At 66.9% G+C, this 16,750-nt stretch carries 9 protein-coding genes; 8 read left to right on the top strand and 1 reads right to left on the bottom strand.

Translation table 11 applies throughout. The features are described 5' to 3' along the window. The first annotated feature begins 134 nt into the window (after window positions 1-134). The 5 genes from AB8A24_RS05845 to AB8A24_RS05825 all read left to right on the top strand — a co-directional run bounded on the left by AB8A24_RS05845 (window position 135) and on the right by AB8A24_RS05825 (window position 10,685). Complete coding sequence (locus AB8A24_RS05845) at window positions 135-1,058, top strand: hypothetical protein (RefSeq protein ID WP_369474995.1); 924 nt, start codon at window positions 135-137, stop codon at window positions 1,056-1,058. A gap of 549 nt (window positions 1,059-1,607) precedes the next feature. Next, window positions 1,608-2,138 carry a 50S ribosomal protein L10 gene (rplJ, locus tag AB8A24_RS05840; protein WP_030008449.1) on the top strand — a complete coding sequence of 177 codons (531 nt, stop codon included), beginning with the start codon at window positions 1,608-1,610 and terminating at the stop codon, window positions 2,136-2,138. A gap of 110 nt (window positions 2,139-2,248) precedes the next feature. Continuing rightward, window positions 2,249-2,629, top strand: coding sequence for a 50S ribosomal protein L7/L12 (rplL, locus tag AB8A24_RS05835; RefSeq protein ID WP_053682630.1), 381 nt, complete (start codon window positions 2,249-2,251; stop codon window positions 2,627-2,629). A 576-nt stretch (window positions 2,630-3,205) separates the two neighbouring features. Further along, the gene (gene rpoB / locus AB8A24_RS05830; protein WP_369474992.1) at window positions 3,206-6,688 is read left to right on the top strand and encodes a DNA-directed RNA polymerase subunit beta; all 3,483 of its coding nucleotides are present in this window, start codon (window positions 3,206-3,208) and stop codon (window positions 6,686-6,688) included. Between the two features lie 97 nt (window positions 6,689-6,785). Beyond that, window positions 6,786-10,685 carry a DNA-directed RNA polymerase subunit beta' gene (locus AB8A24_RS05825; protein WP_030725970.1) on the top strand — a complete coding sequence of 1,300 codons (3,900 nt, stop codon included), beginning with the start codon at window positions 6,786-6,788 and terminating at the stop codon, window positions 10,683-10,685. A 101-nt stretch (window positions 10,686-10,786) separates the two neighbouring features. On the opposite strand, the gene AB8A24_RS05820 is transcribed toward AB8A24_RS05825, so the two are convergent. After that, on the bottom strand, window positions 10,787-13,258 hold the full coding sequence (locus tag AB8A24_RS05820) for a YfhO family protein (protein ID WP_369474990.1): 2,472 nt from the start codon (window positions 13,256-13,258) through the stop codon (window positions 10,787-10,789). 369 nt (window positions 13,259-13,627) lie between these two features. Here AB8A24_RS05820 and rpsL point away from each other — a divergent pair, with 369 nt between their 5' ends. Genes rpsL through fusA form a run of 3 tightly spaced genes read left to right on the top strand, consistent with a single transcriptional unit; the run spans window position 13,628 to window position 16,644 of the window. Then, entirely contained in the window at window positions 13,628-13,999 is a 372-nt protein-coding gene (rpsL, locus tag AB8A24_RS05815; RefSeq protein WP_007265893.1) for a 30S ribosomal protein S12, read from the top strand. Window positions 14,000-14,001: 2 nt separating this feature from the next. Next, window positions 14,002-14,472 (top strand): 30S ribosomal protein S7, encoded by a 471-nt coding sequence (rpsG, locus tag AB8A24_RS05810; RefSeq protein ID WP_007265894.1) that lies wholly within the window; start codon window positions 14,002-14,004, stop codon window positions 14,470-14,472. Window positions 14,473-14,511: 39 nt separating this feature from the next. Then, the gene (fusA, locus tag AB8A24_RS05805; protein WP_030725964.1) at window positions 14,512-16,644 is read left to right on the top strand and encodes an elongation factor G; all 2,133 of its coding nucleotides are present in this window, start codon (window positions 14,512-14,514) and stop codon (window positions 16,642-16,644) included. Window positions 16,645-16,750: the final 106 nt, after the last annotated feature.

Here is a 16,750-nt window from a genome sequence, read left to right as displayed (position 1 = left end):
CCCCTTCACAGGGTGGCGGGGGGCCCGCTTCCGTGTTCCGGGCCACACGTCCCTCGAGCGGGGCGTCACGGGGCGCGATCCGGCAGGGGGAACGTAGGGTCGGCTCGAACAAGCGATTGATCACGGGGTGGGGGATGCGCGTGTCCGCGTACCGGAAGAAGGCCATCGGCGCAGCGCTGGCCGCCGTACTGCTCGTCGGTGGTGCCACGGCATGCGAGGGCGGGGAGATCGCGCTGTCGGACCGTCCCGTGGTGGACGGTGCCGCCACCGAGGCGCTCGCGGCCGCGTACAAGAAGACCTCCGCCGCGAAGTCGGCCAAGTTCCGCATGACCATGACGATGCCCGCATCGCTCGGCGCGGGCGGCACCGTGGAGATGAGCGGCGTCCAGGGCTGGGACCCGCGGGTCATGGACGTCACCATGAAGGGCGCGCTCCCTCGGGGGTCGGGCGCCGACTCCCTGCGCATGATCATGTCGAACGACGTCGTGTTCATGGAGGCGCCGAAGGACTCCCCGATGACCGGGGGCCTGGAGGGCAAGCACTGGATGAAGCTGGACCTCGATGCGGTGGCGCAGGCCTCCGGCGACGCCGAGGCGCTCAAGAAGCTCAGCGGCATGAGCGGCATGAGCGGCGTGGACCAGAACCAGGACCCGGCCAAGCAGCTCGCCCTGCTGCTCAGCTCGCCGAACGTGAAGCACCTCGGAGCCGAGAAGGTCGAGGGCGTGGACGCCGAGCGCTACAAGGGCACCCTGACGCTCAAGGAGCTGCTTGCGGCGGACGGGTCCGGCAAGGCGCTGTCCGACGCCGAGCGCGCGCAGCTCGTCGAGGCCATGAAGAAGGCCGGCATCAAGGGCTACGACATGGACGTCTGGGTCGACAAGGACGGCCACCCGGTCCACATGAAGGTCGGCATCGGGACGCCGCAGGGGACCGTGAAGATGGACGCCTCCTACTCGGACTACGGCACCGGGGCCACGGTCCGGACGCCGTCGGAGAACGAGACCTTCGACCTGCTCGCGATGTTCGAGCAACTGGGTGAACTCGGCGCGGGGGCCTGACCGCCCCGCGTGCCGCGGCCGAGCCCCGGGACGGCAAGTCCTGGATGAGCACGGACCTGGCCAAGGGCGGCGAGCCCGGGCTCCGGCTCGACGACGACCCGGCCGAGTACCTCGCGATGCTGCTGGGCCAGGAGAAGCTCACGCACGTCGGCACGGAGAAGACGGCCGACGGTATCGACGCCCAGCACGACAAAGGCCGTGAAGCACATCACCACCTTCGAGAAGGAGGCCGACCGCACGCTGCGGGAGGCCGACAAGAAGCTCCGGGACGCCGGACCGGGCGGCCTGGACCTCGACTCCTGAGGCGATTTGCCTCGGCTGCACCCCTTCACGTAGTCTTCTCCAGAAGCCAAAGACCGCTGGTCGTTGCCGTGCCCGCAAGGGTTCGGTGGCCGAAGGATCCGTTGAATGCGGACGACCCGCGTAGGTGACTGTGGAAGGTTCCCGGAATTCGTTCCGGTCGAGCCACGCCCTGGCGCCTGCGCCGGGGCGTTTTTTGTTCAGCCCCTTCTGAGCGGTCCTCATCACCCGGAAGGAGGCGAACGCACCATGCCGACGCCCAACAAGGCTGCATCGGTAGCCGAGCTCAAGGACGCGTTCCAGAGCTCGAACGCCGCCGTGCTGACCGAGTACCGGGGTCTCACCGTCGCGCAGCTCAAGACGCTGCGTCGCTCCCTTGGTGAGAACGCCCAGTACGCCGTGGTGAAGAACACGCTGACCAAGATTGCGGCCAACCAGGCCGGGATCACCGCGCTGGACGAGCACTTCGCTGGTCCGACCGCGGTCGCCTTCATCACCGGTGACCCGGTGGAGTCGGCGAAGAGCCTGCGTGACTTCGCCAAGGACAACCCGAACCTCATCATCAAGGCGGGTGTCCTTGATGGTAAGGCGCTCACCGCCGATGAGATCAAGAAGCTTGCGGACCTCGAGTCCCGCGAGGTTCTGCTCAGCAAGCTGGCCGGCGCGTTCAAGGGCAAGCAGTCTCAGGCTGCCTCGCTCTTCCAGGCGCTGCCGTCGAAGTTCGTCCGCACCGCGGAAGCGCTTCGCGTCAAGCTCGCCGAGCAGGGCGGTGCCGAGTAATTCGGCTCGCGCACTGATCCACGCCGCCTAGTGCGTGGGTCGTAGCGGGCCGTTACGCCCGCCTCTATATACATCCGGCACCTGCCGATTTAGTGGAAGGATCGCCCATCATGGCGAAGCTCTCTCAGGACGACCTCCTCGCCCAGTTCGAGGAGATGACCCTCATCGAGCTCTCCGAGTTCGTGAAGGCCTTCGAGGAGAAGTTCGACGTCACCGCCGCCGCGGCCGTCGCCGCCGCCCCGGTCTCCGGTGGCCCGGTTGCCGACGCCCCCGAGGAGCAGGACGAGTTCGACGTCATCCTCACCGGTGCCGGCGACAAGAAGATCCAGGTCATCAAGGTCGTGCGTGAGCTGACCTCCCTGGGTCTGAAGGAGGCCAAGGACCTCGTGGACGGCGCTCCGAAGCCGGTCCTCGAGAAGGTCGCCAAGGAGGCCGCTGACAAGGCCGCCGAGTCCCTCAAGGCTGCCGGCGCGGCTGTCGAGGTCAAGTAACACCTCTGAGGCCCTCCTGGGCCTCATCAAAGGGCGATCACCCGTAAGGGTGGTCGCCCTTTGGCGTACCCGCAGTGCCTGACTTGCCCTGGTCTCGTTGGGGAGTAGGGTGATCATCGTTGCTCAGGAGCAGGGTCCGAAGATGATCCGCTCGGAGCAGGGGGCCTTGACGAACGGGACGCGGCGCGCAATTCTCAGTCCCGTCGAGAGGTCGACCGCCTGGATCCGAGATCCGAGGCATGGATCGACTACGAAGAGGGCAGTACTGATACGCGCTCTGTGCACGAGTACGGGCGCCGCAGCGTTGGACACAGTGTTGGTTGAACGACATGGGGAAGGCCTGTTGCCGGTTTCCGGAAACCTGGTCTGGACATCAGTGAGCCGAGTGGCTACACTGACCCTTTGCGCTGCCTGTTAGCTGTCCCCTGCCCGTCGCCAGGGACATGCCCACGCTTGAGCACACTTGATTGATCCACCCTGACCTGGCCTTTTCGGTTGGATTTGGGGGGCTTGTCTTCTGTGTCTGCTGGGACCGGTACGCGCGTAGTGAGTCCGAGCCCTCGGAAGGACCCCCTCTTGGCCGCCTCGCGCAACGCCTCGACCAATACGAACAACGGTGCCAGCACCGCCCCGCTGCGCATCTCCTTTGCAAAGATCAAGGAGCCCCTCGAGGTTCCGAACCTCCTGGCGCTGCAGACCGAGAGCTTTGACTGGCTTCTCGGCAATGCCGCCTGGAAGTCTCGCGTCGAGTCGGCGCTTGAGAGTGGACAGGACGTCCCCACCAAGTCCGGTCTGGAAGAGATCTTCGAGGAGATCTCGCCGATCGAGGACTTCTCCGGGTCGATGTCGCTGACCTTCCGCGACCACCGTTTCGAGCCGGCGAAGAACTCTGTCGACGAGTGCAAGGACCGCGACTTCACGTACGCGGCGCCGCTGTTCGTCACAGCCGAGTTCACGAACAACGAGACCGGAGAGATCAAGTCTCAGACGGTCTTCATGGGCGATTTCCCGCTCATGACCAACAAGGGCACCTTCGTCATCAACGGCACCGAGCGTGTCGTCGTGTCGCAGCTTGTCCGCTCCCCCGGTGTCTACTTCGACTCCTCCATCGACAAGACGTCCGACAAGGACATCTTCGCGGCCAAGATCATCCCGTCCCGGGGTGCCTGGCTCGAGATGGAGATCGACAAGCGCGACATGGTCGGTGTCCGCATCGACCGCAAGCGCAAGCAGTCCGTCACCGTCCTCCTGAAGGCTCTCGGCTGGACCACCGAGCAGATCCTCGAGGAGTTCGGCGAGTACGAGTCCATGCGCGCCACCCTGGAGAAGGACCACACCCAGGGTCAGGACGACGCGCTGCTCGACATCTACCGCAAGCTGCGTCCGGGCGAACCGCCGACCCGCGAGGCCGCTCAGACGCTGCTCGAGAACCTCTACTTCAACCCGAAGCGCTACGACCTCGCCAAGGTCGGCCGCTACAAGGTGAACAAGAAGCTCGGCGCCGACGAGCCGCTCGACGCCGGTGTGCTCACCACCGACGACGTCATCGCGACCATCAAGTACCTGGTCAAGCTGCACGCCGGCGAGACCGAGACCACCGGTGAGTCCGGCCGTTCGATCGTCGTCGAGACCGACGACATCGACCACTTCGGCAACCGTCGTCTGCGCAACGTCGGCGAGCTCATCCAGAACCAGGTCCGCACGGGTCTGGCTCGTATGGAGCGCGTCGTCCGCGAGCGCATGACGACCCAGGACGTCGAGGCCATCACGCCGCAGACCCTGATCAACATCCGGCCGGTCGTCGCCTCCATCAAGGAGTTCTTCGGCACCAGCCAGCTGTCGCAGTTCATGGACCAGAACAACCCGCTCTCGGGCCTGACCCACAAGCCCCGCCTGTCGGCGCTGGGCCCCGGCGGTCTGTCCCGTGAGCGGGCCGGCTTCGAGGTCCGTGACGTTCACCCGTCGCACTACGGCCGCATGTGCCCGATCGAGACCCCTGAAGGCCCGAACATCGGTCTGATCGGCTCGCTCGCCTCCTACGGTCGCGTCAACGCGTTCGGTTTCGTCGAGACCCCGTACCGCAAGGTCATCGACGGTGTCGTCACCGACGAGGTCGACTACCTCACGGCCGACGAGGAAGACCGCTTCGTCATCGCCCAGGCCAACGCCGGCCTGTCCGAGGACATGCGCTTCACCGAGAACCGCGTGCTGGTGCGTCGTCGTGGCGGCGAGATCGACTACATCGCCGGCGACGACGTCGACTACATGGACGTCTCCCCGCGCCAGATGGTGTCCGTCGCGACCGCGATGATCCCCTTCCTGGAGCACGACGACGCCAACCGTGCCCTCATGGGCGCGAACATGATGCGGCAGGCCGTTCCGCTCATCAAGGCGGAGGCCCCGCTCGTGGGCACCGGCATGGAGTACCGCTGTGCGGTCGACGCCGGTGACTCGATCCGTGCGGAGAAGGACGGTGTCGTCCAGGAGGTCTCGGCCGACTACATCACCGTCGCCAACGACGACGGCACGTACACCACGTACCGCGTCGCCAAGTTCTCCCGCTCGAACCAGGGCACCTCGGTCAACCAGAAGGTCATCGTCAACGAGGGTGACCGGATCATCGAGTCCCAGGTCCTCGCCGACGGTCCCGCGACCGAAGAGGGCGAAATGGCCCTCGGCAAGAACCTGCTCGTCGCGTTCATGCCCTGGGAAGGTCACAACTACGAGGACGCGATTATCCTGTCGCAGCGCCTCGTGCAGGACGACGTCCTCTCCTCGATCCACATCGAGGAGCACGAGGTCGACGCCCGTGACACCAAGCTGGGCCCCGAGGAGATCACCCGGGACATCCCGAACGTCTCCGAGGAGGTCCTCGCCGACCTCGACGAGCGCGGCATCATCCGCATCGGTGCGGACGTCGTCGCCGGCGACATCCTGGTCGGCAAGGTCACGCCCAAGGGTGAGACCGAGCTGACCCCGGAGGAGCGCCTGCTCCGCGCGATCTTCGGTGAGAAGGCCCGCGAGGTGCGTGACACCTCGCTCAAGGTCCCTCACGGTGAGATCGGCAAGGTCATCGGTGTCCGCGTCTTCGACCGCGAGGAGGGCGACGAGCTTCCTCCGGGCGTGAACCAGCTGGTCCGCGTCTACGTCGCCCAGAAGCGCAAGATCACCGACGGTGACAAGCTCGCCGGCCGCCACGGCAACAAGGGTGTCATCTCCAAGATCCTTCCGATCGAGGACATGCCCTTCCTTGAGGACGGCACGCCGGTCGACATCATCCTGAACCCGCTGGGTGTCCCGTCCCGAATGAACCCGGGACAGGTCCTGGAGATCCACCTCGGCTGGCTCGCCAGCCGCGGCTGGGACGTCTCCGGGCTCGGCGAGGAGTGGGCCGAGCGTCTGAAGGTCATCGGGGCCGACCGTGTCGAGCCCGGTACCAACGTCGCCACCCCCGTGTTCGACGGTGCCCGCGAGGATGAGCTCGCCGGCCTCTTCGAGCACACCATCCCGAACCGCGACGGTGACCGCCTGGTCCTCCCGTCCGGTAAGGCGCGTCTGTTCGACGGCCGCTCCGGCGAGCCGTTCCCGGACCCGATCTCGATCGGGTACATGTACATCCTCAAGCTCCACCACCTGGTCGACGACAAGCTCCACGCTCGGTCGACCGGTCCGTACTCGATGATCACGCAGCAGCCGCTGGGTGGTAAGGCGCAGTTCGGTGGCCAGCGCTTCGGTGAGATGGAGGTGTGGGCGCTCGAGGCTTATGGCGCCGCTTACGCCCTCCAGGAGCTGCTGACCATCAAGTCCGACGACGTCACCGGTCGCGTGAAGGTCTACGAGGCCATCGTCAAGGGCGAGAACATCCCCGAGCCGGGCATTCCCGAGTCCTTCAAGGTGCTCATCAAGGAAATGCAGTCGCTCTGCCTCAACGTGGAGGTGCTGTCCTCGGACGGCATGTCCATCGAGATGCGCGACACCGACGAGGACGTCTTCCGCGCGGCGGAGGAGCTCGGTATCGACCTGTCCCGGCGCGAGCCGAGCAGCGTCGAAGAGGTCTGACGGGCCTGACGGGGGGCTCGCTCAAGAGCCCCCCGTCATCCCCGGGACCGTTCAGACCATGATTGAGACTCGACCCCGAAAGAGGGATTGACGCACAGTGCTCGACGTCAACTTCTTCGACGAGCTGCGGATCGGCCTTGCCACCGCGGACGACATCCGAACCTGGTCGCACGGCGAGGTCAAGAAGCCGGAGACCATCAACTACCGCACCCTCAAGCCCGAGAAGGACGGACTCTTCTGCGAGAAGATCTTCGGTCCTACCCGGGACTGGGAGTGCTACTGCGGCAAGTACAAGCGTGTCCGCTTCAAGGGCATCATCTGTGAGCGTTGTGGCGTCGAGGTCACGCGCGCCAAGGTGCGCCGTGAGCGGATGGGCCACATCGAGCTTGCCGCTCCCGTCACCCACATCTGGTACTTCAAGGGCGTCCCGTCGCGCCTCGGATACCTGCTGGACCTCGCGCCGAAGGACCTCGAGAAGGTCATCTACTTCGCCGCGTACATGATCACGTTCGTCGACGACGAGCGTCGCACCCGCGACCTCCCGTCGCTGGAGGCGCACGTCTCCGTCGAGCGCCAGCAGATCGAGAACCGCCGTGACGCGGACCTCGAAGGCCGGGCCAAGAAGCTCGAGACCGACCTGGGCGAGCTCGAGGCCGAGGGCGCGAAGGCCGACGTACGCCGCAAGGTGCGCGAAGGTGCCGAGCGCGAGATGAAGCAGCTCCGTGACCGCGCCCAGCGCGAGATCGACCGCCTCGACGAGGTGTGGGCCCGCTTCAAGAACCTCAAGGTCCAGGACCTGGAGGGCGACGAGCTCCTCTACCGCGAGCTGCGTGACCGCTTCGGCACGTACTTCGACGGTTGCATGGGCGCCGCCGCGCTGCAGAAGCGCCTGGAGTCCTTCGACCTCGAGGAGGAGGCCGAGCGCCTCCGCGAGATCATCCGTACCGGCAAGGGCCAGAAGAAGACCCGTGCGCTCAAGCGCCTCAAGGTCGTCTCCGCGTTCCTGCAGACCAGCAACAAGCCCAAGGGCATGGTTCTGGACTGCGTGCCGGTGATCCCGCCGGACCTGCGTCCGATGGTGCAGCTGGACGGTGGCCGCTTCGCGACCTCCGACCTGAACGACCTGTACCGCCGCGTGATCAACCGCAACAACCGTCTGAAGCGTCTCCTCGACCTCGGTGCCCCCGAGATCATCGTGAACAACGAGAAGCGCATGCTTCAGGAGGCCGTGGACGCCCTCTTCGACAACGGTCGTCGTGGTCGTCCGGTGACCGGTCCCGGTAACCGTCCCCTGAAGTCCCTCAGCGACATGCTGAAGGGTAAGCAGGGTCGATTCCGTCAGAACCTTCTCGGTAAGCGTGTGGACTACTCCGCGCGTTCCGTGATCGTCGTCGGTCCGCAGCTGAAGCTGCACCAGTGCGGTCTGCCCAAGGCCATGGCGCTGGAGCTCTTCAAGCCGTTCGTGATGAAGCGCCTGGTCGACCTGAACCACGCGCAGAACATCAAGAGCGCCAAGCGGATGGTCGAGCGCGGCCGCACGGTCGTCTACGACGTCCTCGAAGAGGTCATCGCCGAGCACCCGGTTCTGCTGAACCGTGCGCCCACGCTGCACCGCCTCGGCATCCAGGCCTTCGAGCCCCAGCTGGTCGAAGGCAAGGCCATCCAGATCCACCCGCTCGTCTGCACCGCGTTCAACGCGGACTTCGACGGTGACCAGATGGCCGTGCACCTGCCGCTCTCCGCGGAGGCGCAGGCCGAGGCCCGCATCCTGATGCTGTCCTCGAACAACATCCTCAAGCCGGCCGACGGCCGTCCGGTCACGATGCCGACCCAGGACATGGTCCTCGGTCTGTTCTTCCTGACCACCGACGGTGAGCTCCGTGACACCAAGGGCGAGGGCCGCGCGTTCGGCTCCACGGCCGAGGCGACCATGGCGTTCGACAACGGCGAGCTCGCGCTCCAGTCGTCCGTCGACATCCGCTTCCCGGTGGGCACCATCCCGCCGCGCGGTTGGGTGGCGCCGGTCGCCGAAGAGGGCGAGCAGGAGTTCCAGCCGGGCGACAGCTTCCGTCTGAAGACGACCCTGGGTCGCGCGCTCTTCAACGAGCTGCTGCCCGAGGACTACCCGTTCGTCGACTACTCGGTGGGCAAGAAGCAGCTCTCCGAGATCGTCAACGACCTGGCGGAGCGCTACCCCAAGGTCATCGTGGCGGCGACGCTCGACAACCTGAAGGCGGCCGGCTTCCACTGGGCGACCCGTTCGGGCGTCACCGTGGCCATCTCCGACGTCGTCGTGCCCGAGGCCAAGAAGGCCATCGTCGCGGGCTACGAGGCGATGGACGAGAAGGTCCAGAAGCAGTACGAGCGCGGTCTGATCACCAAGGACGAGCGCACGCAGGAGCTCATCGCGATCTGGACCAAGGCGACCAACGAGGTTGCCGAGGCGATGAACGCGAACTTCCCCAAGACGAACCCCATCTTCATGATGGTTGACTCGGGTGCCCGAGGAAACATGATGCAGATGCGACAGATCGCCGGTATGCGTGGTCTGGTGTCGAACGCGAAGAACGAGACCATCCCGCGTCCGATCAAGGCGTCCTTCCGTGAGGGCCTCACCGTTCTGGAGTACTTCATCTCCACGCACGGTGCCCGTAAGGGTCTGGCGGACACCGCCCTGCGTACCGCCGACTCGGGTTACCTGACCCGTCGTCTGGTGGACGTCTCGCAGGACGTGATCATCCGCGAGGAGGACTGTGGCACCGAGCGCGGTCTGAAGCTGAAGATCGCCGTTCGCGGCGAGGACGGCGTGCTGCGCAAGGCCGACGACGTCGAGACCTCGATCTACGCCCGCATGCTGGCCGAGGACGTCGTCATCGACGGCAAGGTCATCGCGCCGGCCAACGTCGACCTCGGTGACGTGCTCATCGACGCACTGGTCGCCAACGGCGTCGAGGAGGTCAAGACCCGCTCGGTCCTGACCTGTGAGTCCGCGGTCGGCACCTGTGCCTTCTGCTACGGACGCTCGCTCGCCACCGGCAAGCTGGTCGACATCGGTGAGGCGGTCGGCATCATCGCCGCCCAGTCCATCGGTGAGCCCGGTACCCAGCTGACGATGCGTACCTTCCACACCGGTGGTGTGGCCGGTGACGACATCACGCAGGGTCTGCCGCGTGTCGTCGAGCTCTTCGAGGCCCGTACCCCGAAGGGTGTCGCCCCGATCTCCGAGGCCGCAGGCCGCGTGCGGATCGAGGAGACCGAGAAGACGAAGAAGATCGTCATCACGCCCGACGACGGCAGCGACGAGACGGCGTTCCCGATCTCGAAGCGCGCCAAGGTCATCGTGCACGAGGGCGACCACGTCGAGGTGGGCCAGAAGCTCACCATGGGTGCCACCAACCCGCACGACGTGCTGCGCATCCTCGGTCAGCGTGCCGTCCAGGTCCACCTGGTCGGCGAAGTCCAGAAGGTCTACAACTCGCAGGGCGTGTCGATCCACGACAAGCACATCGAGATCATCATCCGGCAGATGCTGCGCCGCGTGACGATCATCGAGTCCGGCGACGCGGAGCTCCTGCCGGGCGAGCTGGTCGAGCGGTCGAAGTTCGAGACCGAGAACCGTCGTGTGGTCACCGAGGGCGGTCACCCCGCCTCCGGCCGTCCGCAGCTGATGGGTATCACCAAGGCCTCGCTGGCGACGGAATCCTGGCTGTCGGCCGCCTCCTTCCAGGAGACGACCCGAGTCCTGACGGATGCGGCGATCAACGCCAAGTCCGACAGCCTCATCGGCCTCAAGGAGAACGTCATCATCGGTAAGCTCATCCCGGCCGGTACGGGCCTCGCCCGCTACCGCAACATCCGGGTGGAGCCCACCGAGGAAGCCAAGGCAGCGATGTACTCGGCCGTCGGTTACGACGACATCGACTACTCGCCCTTCGGCTCCGGCTCCGGCCAGGCTGTCCCGCTGGAGGACTACGACTACGGCCCGTACAACGGCTAAGAGCTCGTAAGAAGAAGCCCCCCGCCGCTCCGAGAGGAGCGGCGGGGGGCTTCTTCGTTCCCTGGGGGCCGCGAGGACGTCGCCGGGTCGCCTCGGGGCGGTCAGCGGTGTCGGCGGCGGAGGGTGGTGACCTGGACCGCGGCGAGGGCCAGCAGGGCCAGGGCGGCGCCCGCCAGGCCCGGGGCGAGGCCCTTCGGGGTGAAGGTGCAGGAGAACGTGGTGGTGCCCGGCGGGAGGTCCACGGCAAGCAGGCCGTGGAAGGGCTTCAGGGGGGCCGAGCACTGCCAGCCGGGGATGGCGGTCGTGGCGATGACGGCCGTGCCGCCGGCGGGCGTGGGGAGGGTGGCCGCGATGGTGTGGCCGCCCGGACGGACCGCGGTGGCGCCGGTGGCGGTGAGGTGCCGGACGGCCGCGTCGAGCGCCGCGCGGTCCAGGCAGCCGAGCGGGTACGCGCCCGCGTCCGCGTCCTTCGTACGGGTCTGCACGGTGACGTCGACCCGGCCCGAGGCGGGGACGGTGCCCAGCGGGGTCACGCCGGTCATCCGGTCCTCCAGGAGCCGCTGGGGGCCATCACCGGCGCGGACGGTGCCGTACAGGGCGGGGGAGTACCAGTAGGCCTCGGAGCCGGGGGTGCAGCGGGCGGTGTACGTCTGCTCGGTGGCGGTGCCGCCGCGGGTGACGGGCGGGACCTGGTGGACGGTGGTGCCCAGGACGTTCTCCTGGCGGGCGTAGACGCTGTCGGCCGGGTTGGGGGAGGTGTACGGCGCGGTGCGGACGGTGACCAGCGGGGGCGCGGGGAACTTCGAGGCCGTCCAGGTGCCCGGGGTGGTCCCCGGGCGGACCCGCGCGCCGATCGAGAAGATCGCGTCGAGTACCGGGTCGTCGGCGCCGAAGAAGGTCCGGCCGTCGTTCTTGAAGCCGTAGCCCAGGGGCTCCAGGGCCTGGTAGGTGGCCTCGGGGAGGTAGCTGCTGTAGTACTGCGGCCCCTCCGCGCGCAGCGCCAGGGCGTCGTTGTACGCGCTCTGCGGCGCACCCGAGTCGGTCCGGTGGGCGGGCCAGCCTGCCACGTCCCGTACGGCCTCGAAGTGGTTGCCGATCGAGCGGTCGGACGTGATGACGGGCTTGGCCCAGCGCTCGCGGGCCCGGCGGGCGTCCGCGTTGGCGGCGGCCACCGTGGACTCGGCGAACACGACGCCGATCATCAGGGCGGCGGCCACCGGGATCAGGAACCGGCGCTTCTCGCCGAGCCGCAGCAGGACCAGGGCCAGCAGGGAGACCGCGCCGCCGCCGAGCACGGCGGGCCAGGTCCACCCACCGAAGTCGTCGGCGCGCCGCAGGACGAAGGTGGCCGCCACCAGGAGGGCGGCGACCAGGGCCACGTGCAGCGGGCGCGGCCGGTTGGCCAGCGCCAGCCAGGCCAGCACCACCACCATGGCGCTGAAGACGAAGGTCTCGCGGTACGGGTTGCCGTTCGGCACCGCCAGCCCGTGCCACACGTACTGCGTGGGCGGGAACTGGAAGGAGGCGAGGACCAGCGCGGTGGCGACCGCCCACACCAGGCGGGTCCGCCGCGCGACGGTGGTGTTGAGGAGGAAGGAGCCGGCCAGGATCAGGGCGAGCGAGGCGACGTAGAGCCGGGGGCGGCCGCCCCACAGGTGTGTGGCCGGGAGCATGCCGGCGAGGAAGAGCTCGATCCGTACGGGGTCGAAGGCGGCGGCCTTGGTGGGCTGCGCGGCCCCGCTGGCCAGGAACGACGGCAGGAGCAGCGGCAGGGTCAGCAGGACCCCGGTGCCGGTGGCGGTCGCGGCGCGCCACAGCGCGCGCAGCCGCTGCCGGCCCGTCATGTCACGGGTGATCATGCGGATGGCCAGCAGCACGCAGGCGGCCATCGTGGCCATCATCGCGGTGTAGAAGTTCCCGAACCAGGCGAGCGCGACCAGCAGAGCCACGCCGGGCCAGCGGCGCTCCTCCAGGCACCACTCGACGGCGATGCCGAGCATCGGGAACGCGACCAGGCCCCAGAGCCACATCGGGATGTACGAGGCGTCGCTGAGCGCCCAGCCGCACAGGCCGTACGTCGCTCCGAGCACGCCCCGCTGCCACCACGGGCCGGGGTGCAGCTTGCCGAGGTAGACCGTCATCACGGCCGCGGCGGTGCCCAGCGTGAGGGGGGTGATCGCGAAGACGGCGAGGTCGACGTGGGCGCGGGGGACGAGGACGGCCAACCAGGAGAAGGGGTTGCCGAGGTAGGTGTGGTAATCGGCGAGGAACTGCTGTCCGAAGCCGCCGCGCCAGGTGAAGAGCAGGTCTCCGGCGGCCTGCCCGTGGACCAGGTCCCACAGCGCCCGGTGGAAGGGCACGTACTGGTTGGCCTGGTCGTTCAGGGCCCGACCGGTGTTCCCGAAGGGGAAGGTGCCGCGGGCCACCCAGGCCGCGCAGAAGGCGGCCGAGGCGATCAGTAAGGCCAGCAGGGGGCCGCGGGCCCGGGTGATCCGGCGGATGGCGGTTCTGTGCGGGGCCGGTCTGCGGGGGGCCGGGAGGCGGGCGTCGACTGTGGTCGGCTCAGGTGCCACGGTCCCCAATGTGCTGCTCCCTGCTGATCGACTCGTAGGCGTCCCGCGCCCGGTCAAGCTGTCAGTTTAGGGCGCCGGGGTGGGGCACAGGGCCGATCGGGCCGCTCCCCACTTGCGCGCGGCGGGTTTTCGTGCTGGGCATTTGTTTTGACCTACCTCTGTGAGGTAGGTACGCTCTGACCTTGTGCCTGGGGTGTGCCCTGGGCTCCCGCGTGTGCTTAAGACCCCGCGGAGAGCCGAGAAGACCACACCGCAATCTGCGCCCGACTCACTTCGGTGAAAGCGTGCAGTGTTCGACACACCCGACCGCGTGGGTCGGGGGAGTTCCAGGTTAGTTTCACTACACGGCACACAGAAACCGGAGAAGTAGTGCCTACGATCCAGCAGCTGGTCCGTAAGGGCCGGCAGGACAAGGTCGAGAAGACAAAGACCCCCGCGCTTGAGGCTTCGCCCCAGCGTCGCGGCGTCTGCACGCGTGTGTTCACGACCACCCCGAAGAAGCCGAACTCGGCGCTCCGTAAGGTCGCGCGTGTGCGTCTGACCTCCGGCATCGAGGTCACCGCTTACATTCCGGGTGAGGGACACAACCTGCAGGAGCACTCGATCGTGCTCGTGCGTGGTGGCCGTGTGAAGGACCTGCCGGGTGTTCGTTACAAGATCATCCGCGGTGCGCTTGACACCCAGGCTGTCAAGAACCGCAAGCAGGCCCGCAGCCGCTACGGCGCCAAGAAGGAGAAGTAAGAATGCCTCGTAAGGGCCCCGCCCCGAAGCGCCCGGTCATCATCGACCCGGTCTACGCATCTCCTCTGGTGACGTCGCTCATCAACAAGATCCTCCTGAACGGCAAGCGCTCCACCGCCGAGCGCATCGTTTACGGCGCCATGGAAGGCCTCCGCGAGAAGACCGGCAACGACCCGGTCATCACGCTGAAGCGCGCGCTGGAGAACGTCAAGCCGTCCCTCGAGGTCAAGTCCCGCCGTGTCGGTGGCGCGACCTACCAGGTCCCCGTCGAGGTCAAGCCGGGTCGCCAGTCGACCCTGGCCCTCCGCTGGCTCGTGGGTTACTCCCGCGCCCGTCGTGAGAAGACCATGACCGAGCGCCTCATGAACGAGCTGCTCGACGCCTCCAACGGTCTTGGCGCTGCCGTCAAGAAGCGCGAGGACACGCACAAGATGGCCGAGTCCAACAAGGCCTTCGCGCACTACCGCTGGTAGTCCCACCCCACATCGAGACCGAGAGAAGACCGAAGCCTTATGGCTACCACTTCGCTTGACCTGGCCAAGGTCCGCAACATCGGGATCATGGCCCACATCGACGCGGGCAAGACGACCACCACCGAGCGCATCCTGTTCTACACCGGTGTGTCGTACAAGATCGGTGAGGTCCACGACGGCGCCGCCACGATGGACTGGATGGAGCAGGAGCAGGAGCGTGGTATCACCATCACGTCTGCCGCGACGACCTGCCACTGGCCCCTCGACGACGTTGACCACACGATCAACATCATCGACACCCCGGGTCACGTCGACTTCACCGTCGAGGTGGAGCGTTCGCTCCGCGTCCTCGACGGCGCCGTCACCGTCTTCGACGGTGTGGCCGGCGTCGAGCCGCAGTCCGAGACCGTTTGGCGTCAGGCGGACCGCTACGGCGTGCCGCGTATCTGCTTCGTCAACAAGCTCGACCGCACCGGCGCCGAGTTCCACCGCTGCGTCGACATGATCAAGGACCGCCTCGGTGCGGTTCCGATCGTCATGCAGCTCCCCATCGGTGCCGAGATGGACTTCCAGGGCGTTGTCGACCTGGTCACCATGAAGGCGTTCGTCTGGTCCGCCGAGGCGACCAAGGGCGAGATGTACGACATCGTCGACATCCCGGCCACGCACACCGAGGCTGCTGAAGAGTGGCGCGGCAAGCTGGTCGAGACCGTCGCCGAGAACGACGACGAGATCATGGAGCTGTTCCTGGAGGGCAACGAGCCCTCCGTCGAGCAGCTGCACGCCGCCGTCCGTCGGATCATCCTGAACTCCGGCAAGGGCAAGGGCGAGCCCACGATCACCGCGGTGTTCTGTGGCACGGCGTTCAAGAACAAGGGCGTTCAGCCCCTGCTCGACGCCGTCGTCCGCTACCTGCCGTCGCCGCTGGACATCGAGGCCATCGAAGGCCACGACGTCCGCGACGCCGAGGTGGTCGTGAAGCGCAAGCCGTCCGACGAGGAGCCCCTCGCCGCGCTCGCGTTCAAGATCATGAGCGACCCGCACCTCGGCAAGCTCACCTTCGTCCGGGTTTACTCGGGCCGCCTGGAGGCCGGCACTGCGGTGCTGAACTCCGTCAAGGGCAAGAAGGAGCGCATCGGCAAGATCTACCGCATGCACGCCAACAAGCGTGAAGAGATCGCCGCGGTGGGCGCCGGTGACATCGTCGCCGTCATGGGCCTGAAGCAGACCACCACCGGTGAGACGCTGTGTGACGACAAGGCACCCGTGATCCTGGAGTCCATGGACTTCCCGGCTCCGGTCATCCAGGTCGCCATCGAGCCCAAGTCCAAGGGTGACCAGGAGAAGCTGGGTGTCGCCATCCAGCGTCTCGCGGAGGAGGACCCCTCCTTCCACGTTCACTCGGACGAGGAGACGGGCCAGACCATCCTCGGCGGTATGGGCGAGCTGCACCTCGAGGTGCTGGTCGACCGTATGAAGCGCGAGTTCAAGGTCGAGGCCAACGTCGGCAAGCCGCAGGTCGCGTACCGCGAGACGATCCGCAAGGCCGTCGAGCGTCACGACTACACGCACAAGAAGCAGACCGGTGGTACCGGTCAGTTCGCCAAGGTGCAGATCGCGATCGAGCCCATCACCGAGACCGACGGTCCGGCGTACGAGTTCGTGAACAAGGTCACCGGTGGACGCGTCCCGAAGGAGTACATCCCTTCGGTCGACGCCGGTGCGCAGGAAGCCATGCAGTTCGGCATCCTGGCCGGCTACGAGATGACGGGCGTTCGCGTCACGCTTCTCGACGGTGGCTACCACGAGGTCGACTCCTCGGAGCTCGCCTTCAAGATCGCCGGTTCGCAGGCCTTCAAGGAGGCCGCGCGCAAGGCTTCTCCCGTGCTCCTCGAGCCGATGATGGCCGTAGAGGTCACCACGCCCGAGGACTACATGGGTGACGTCATCGGTGACATCAACTCCCGCCGTGGCCAGATCCAGGCCATGGAGGAGCGTCACGGTGCTCGTGTCGTGAAGGGCCTCGTGCCCCTTTCGGAGATGTTCGGCTACGTCGGAGACCTCCGCAGCAAGACCTCGGGTCGCGCCAGCTACTCGATGCAGTTCGACTCCTACGCCGAGGTTCCCCGGAACGTCGCCGAGGAGATCATCGCGAAGGCCAAGGGCGAGTAACTCTTCCGAGTACACGCTTTAGGCTTGTCACCGGAGCCTCTGGGGCAACAGGAGTAACCCTCCGTTGCCCCGGAGGGACCGGCTTTCCAGCAAAGATCACCTGGCG

The sequence above is a fragment of the Streptomyces sp. BF23-19 genome, from assembly GCF_041106355.1.
Taxonomy (GTDB): Bacteria; Actinomycetota; Actinomycetes; order Streptomycetales; family Streptomycetaceae; genus Streptomyces; species Streptomyces virginiae_A.
This window is presented reverse-complemented; position numbering and strand designations above follow the sequence as displayed.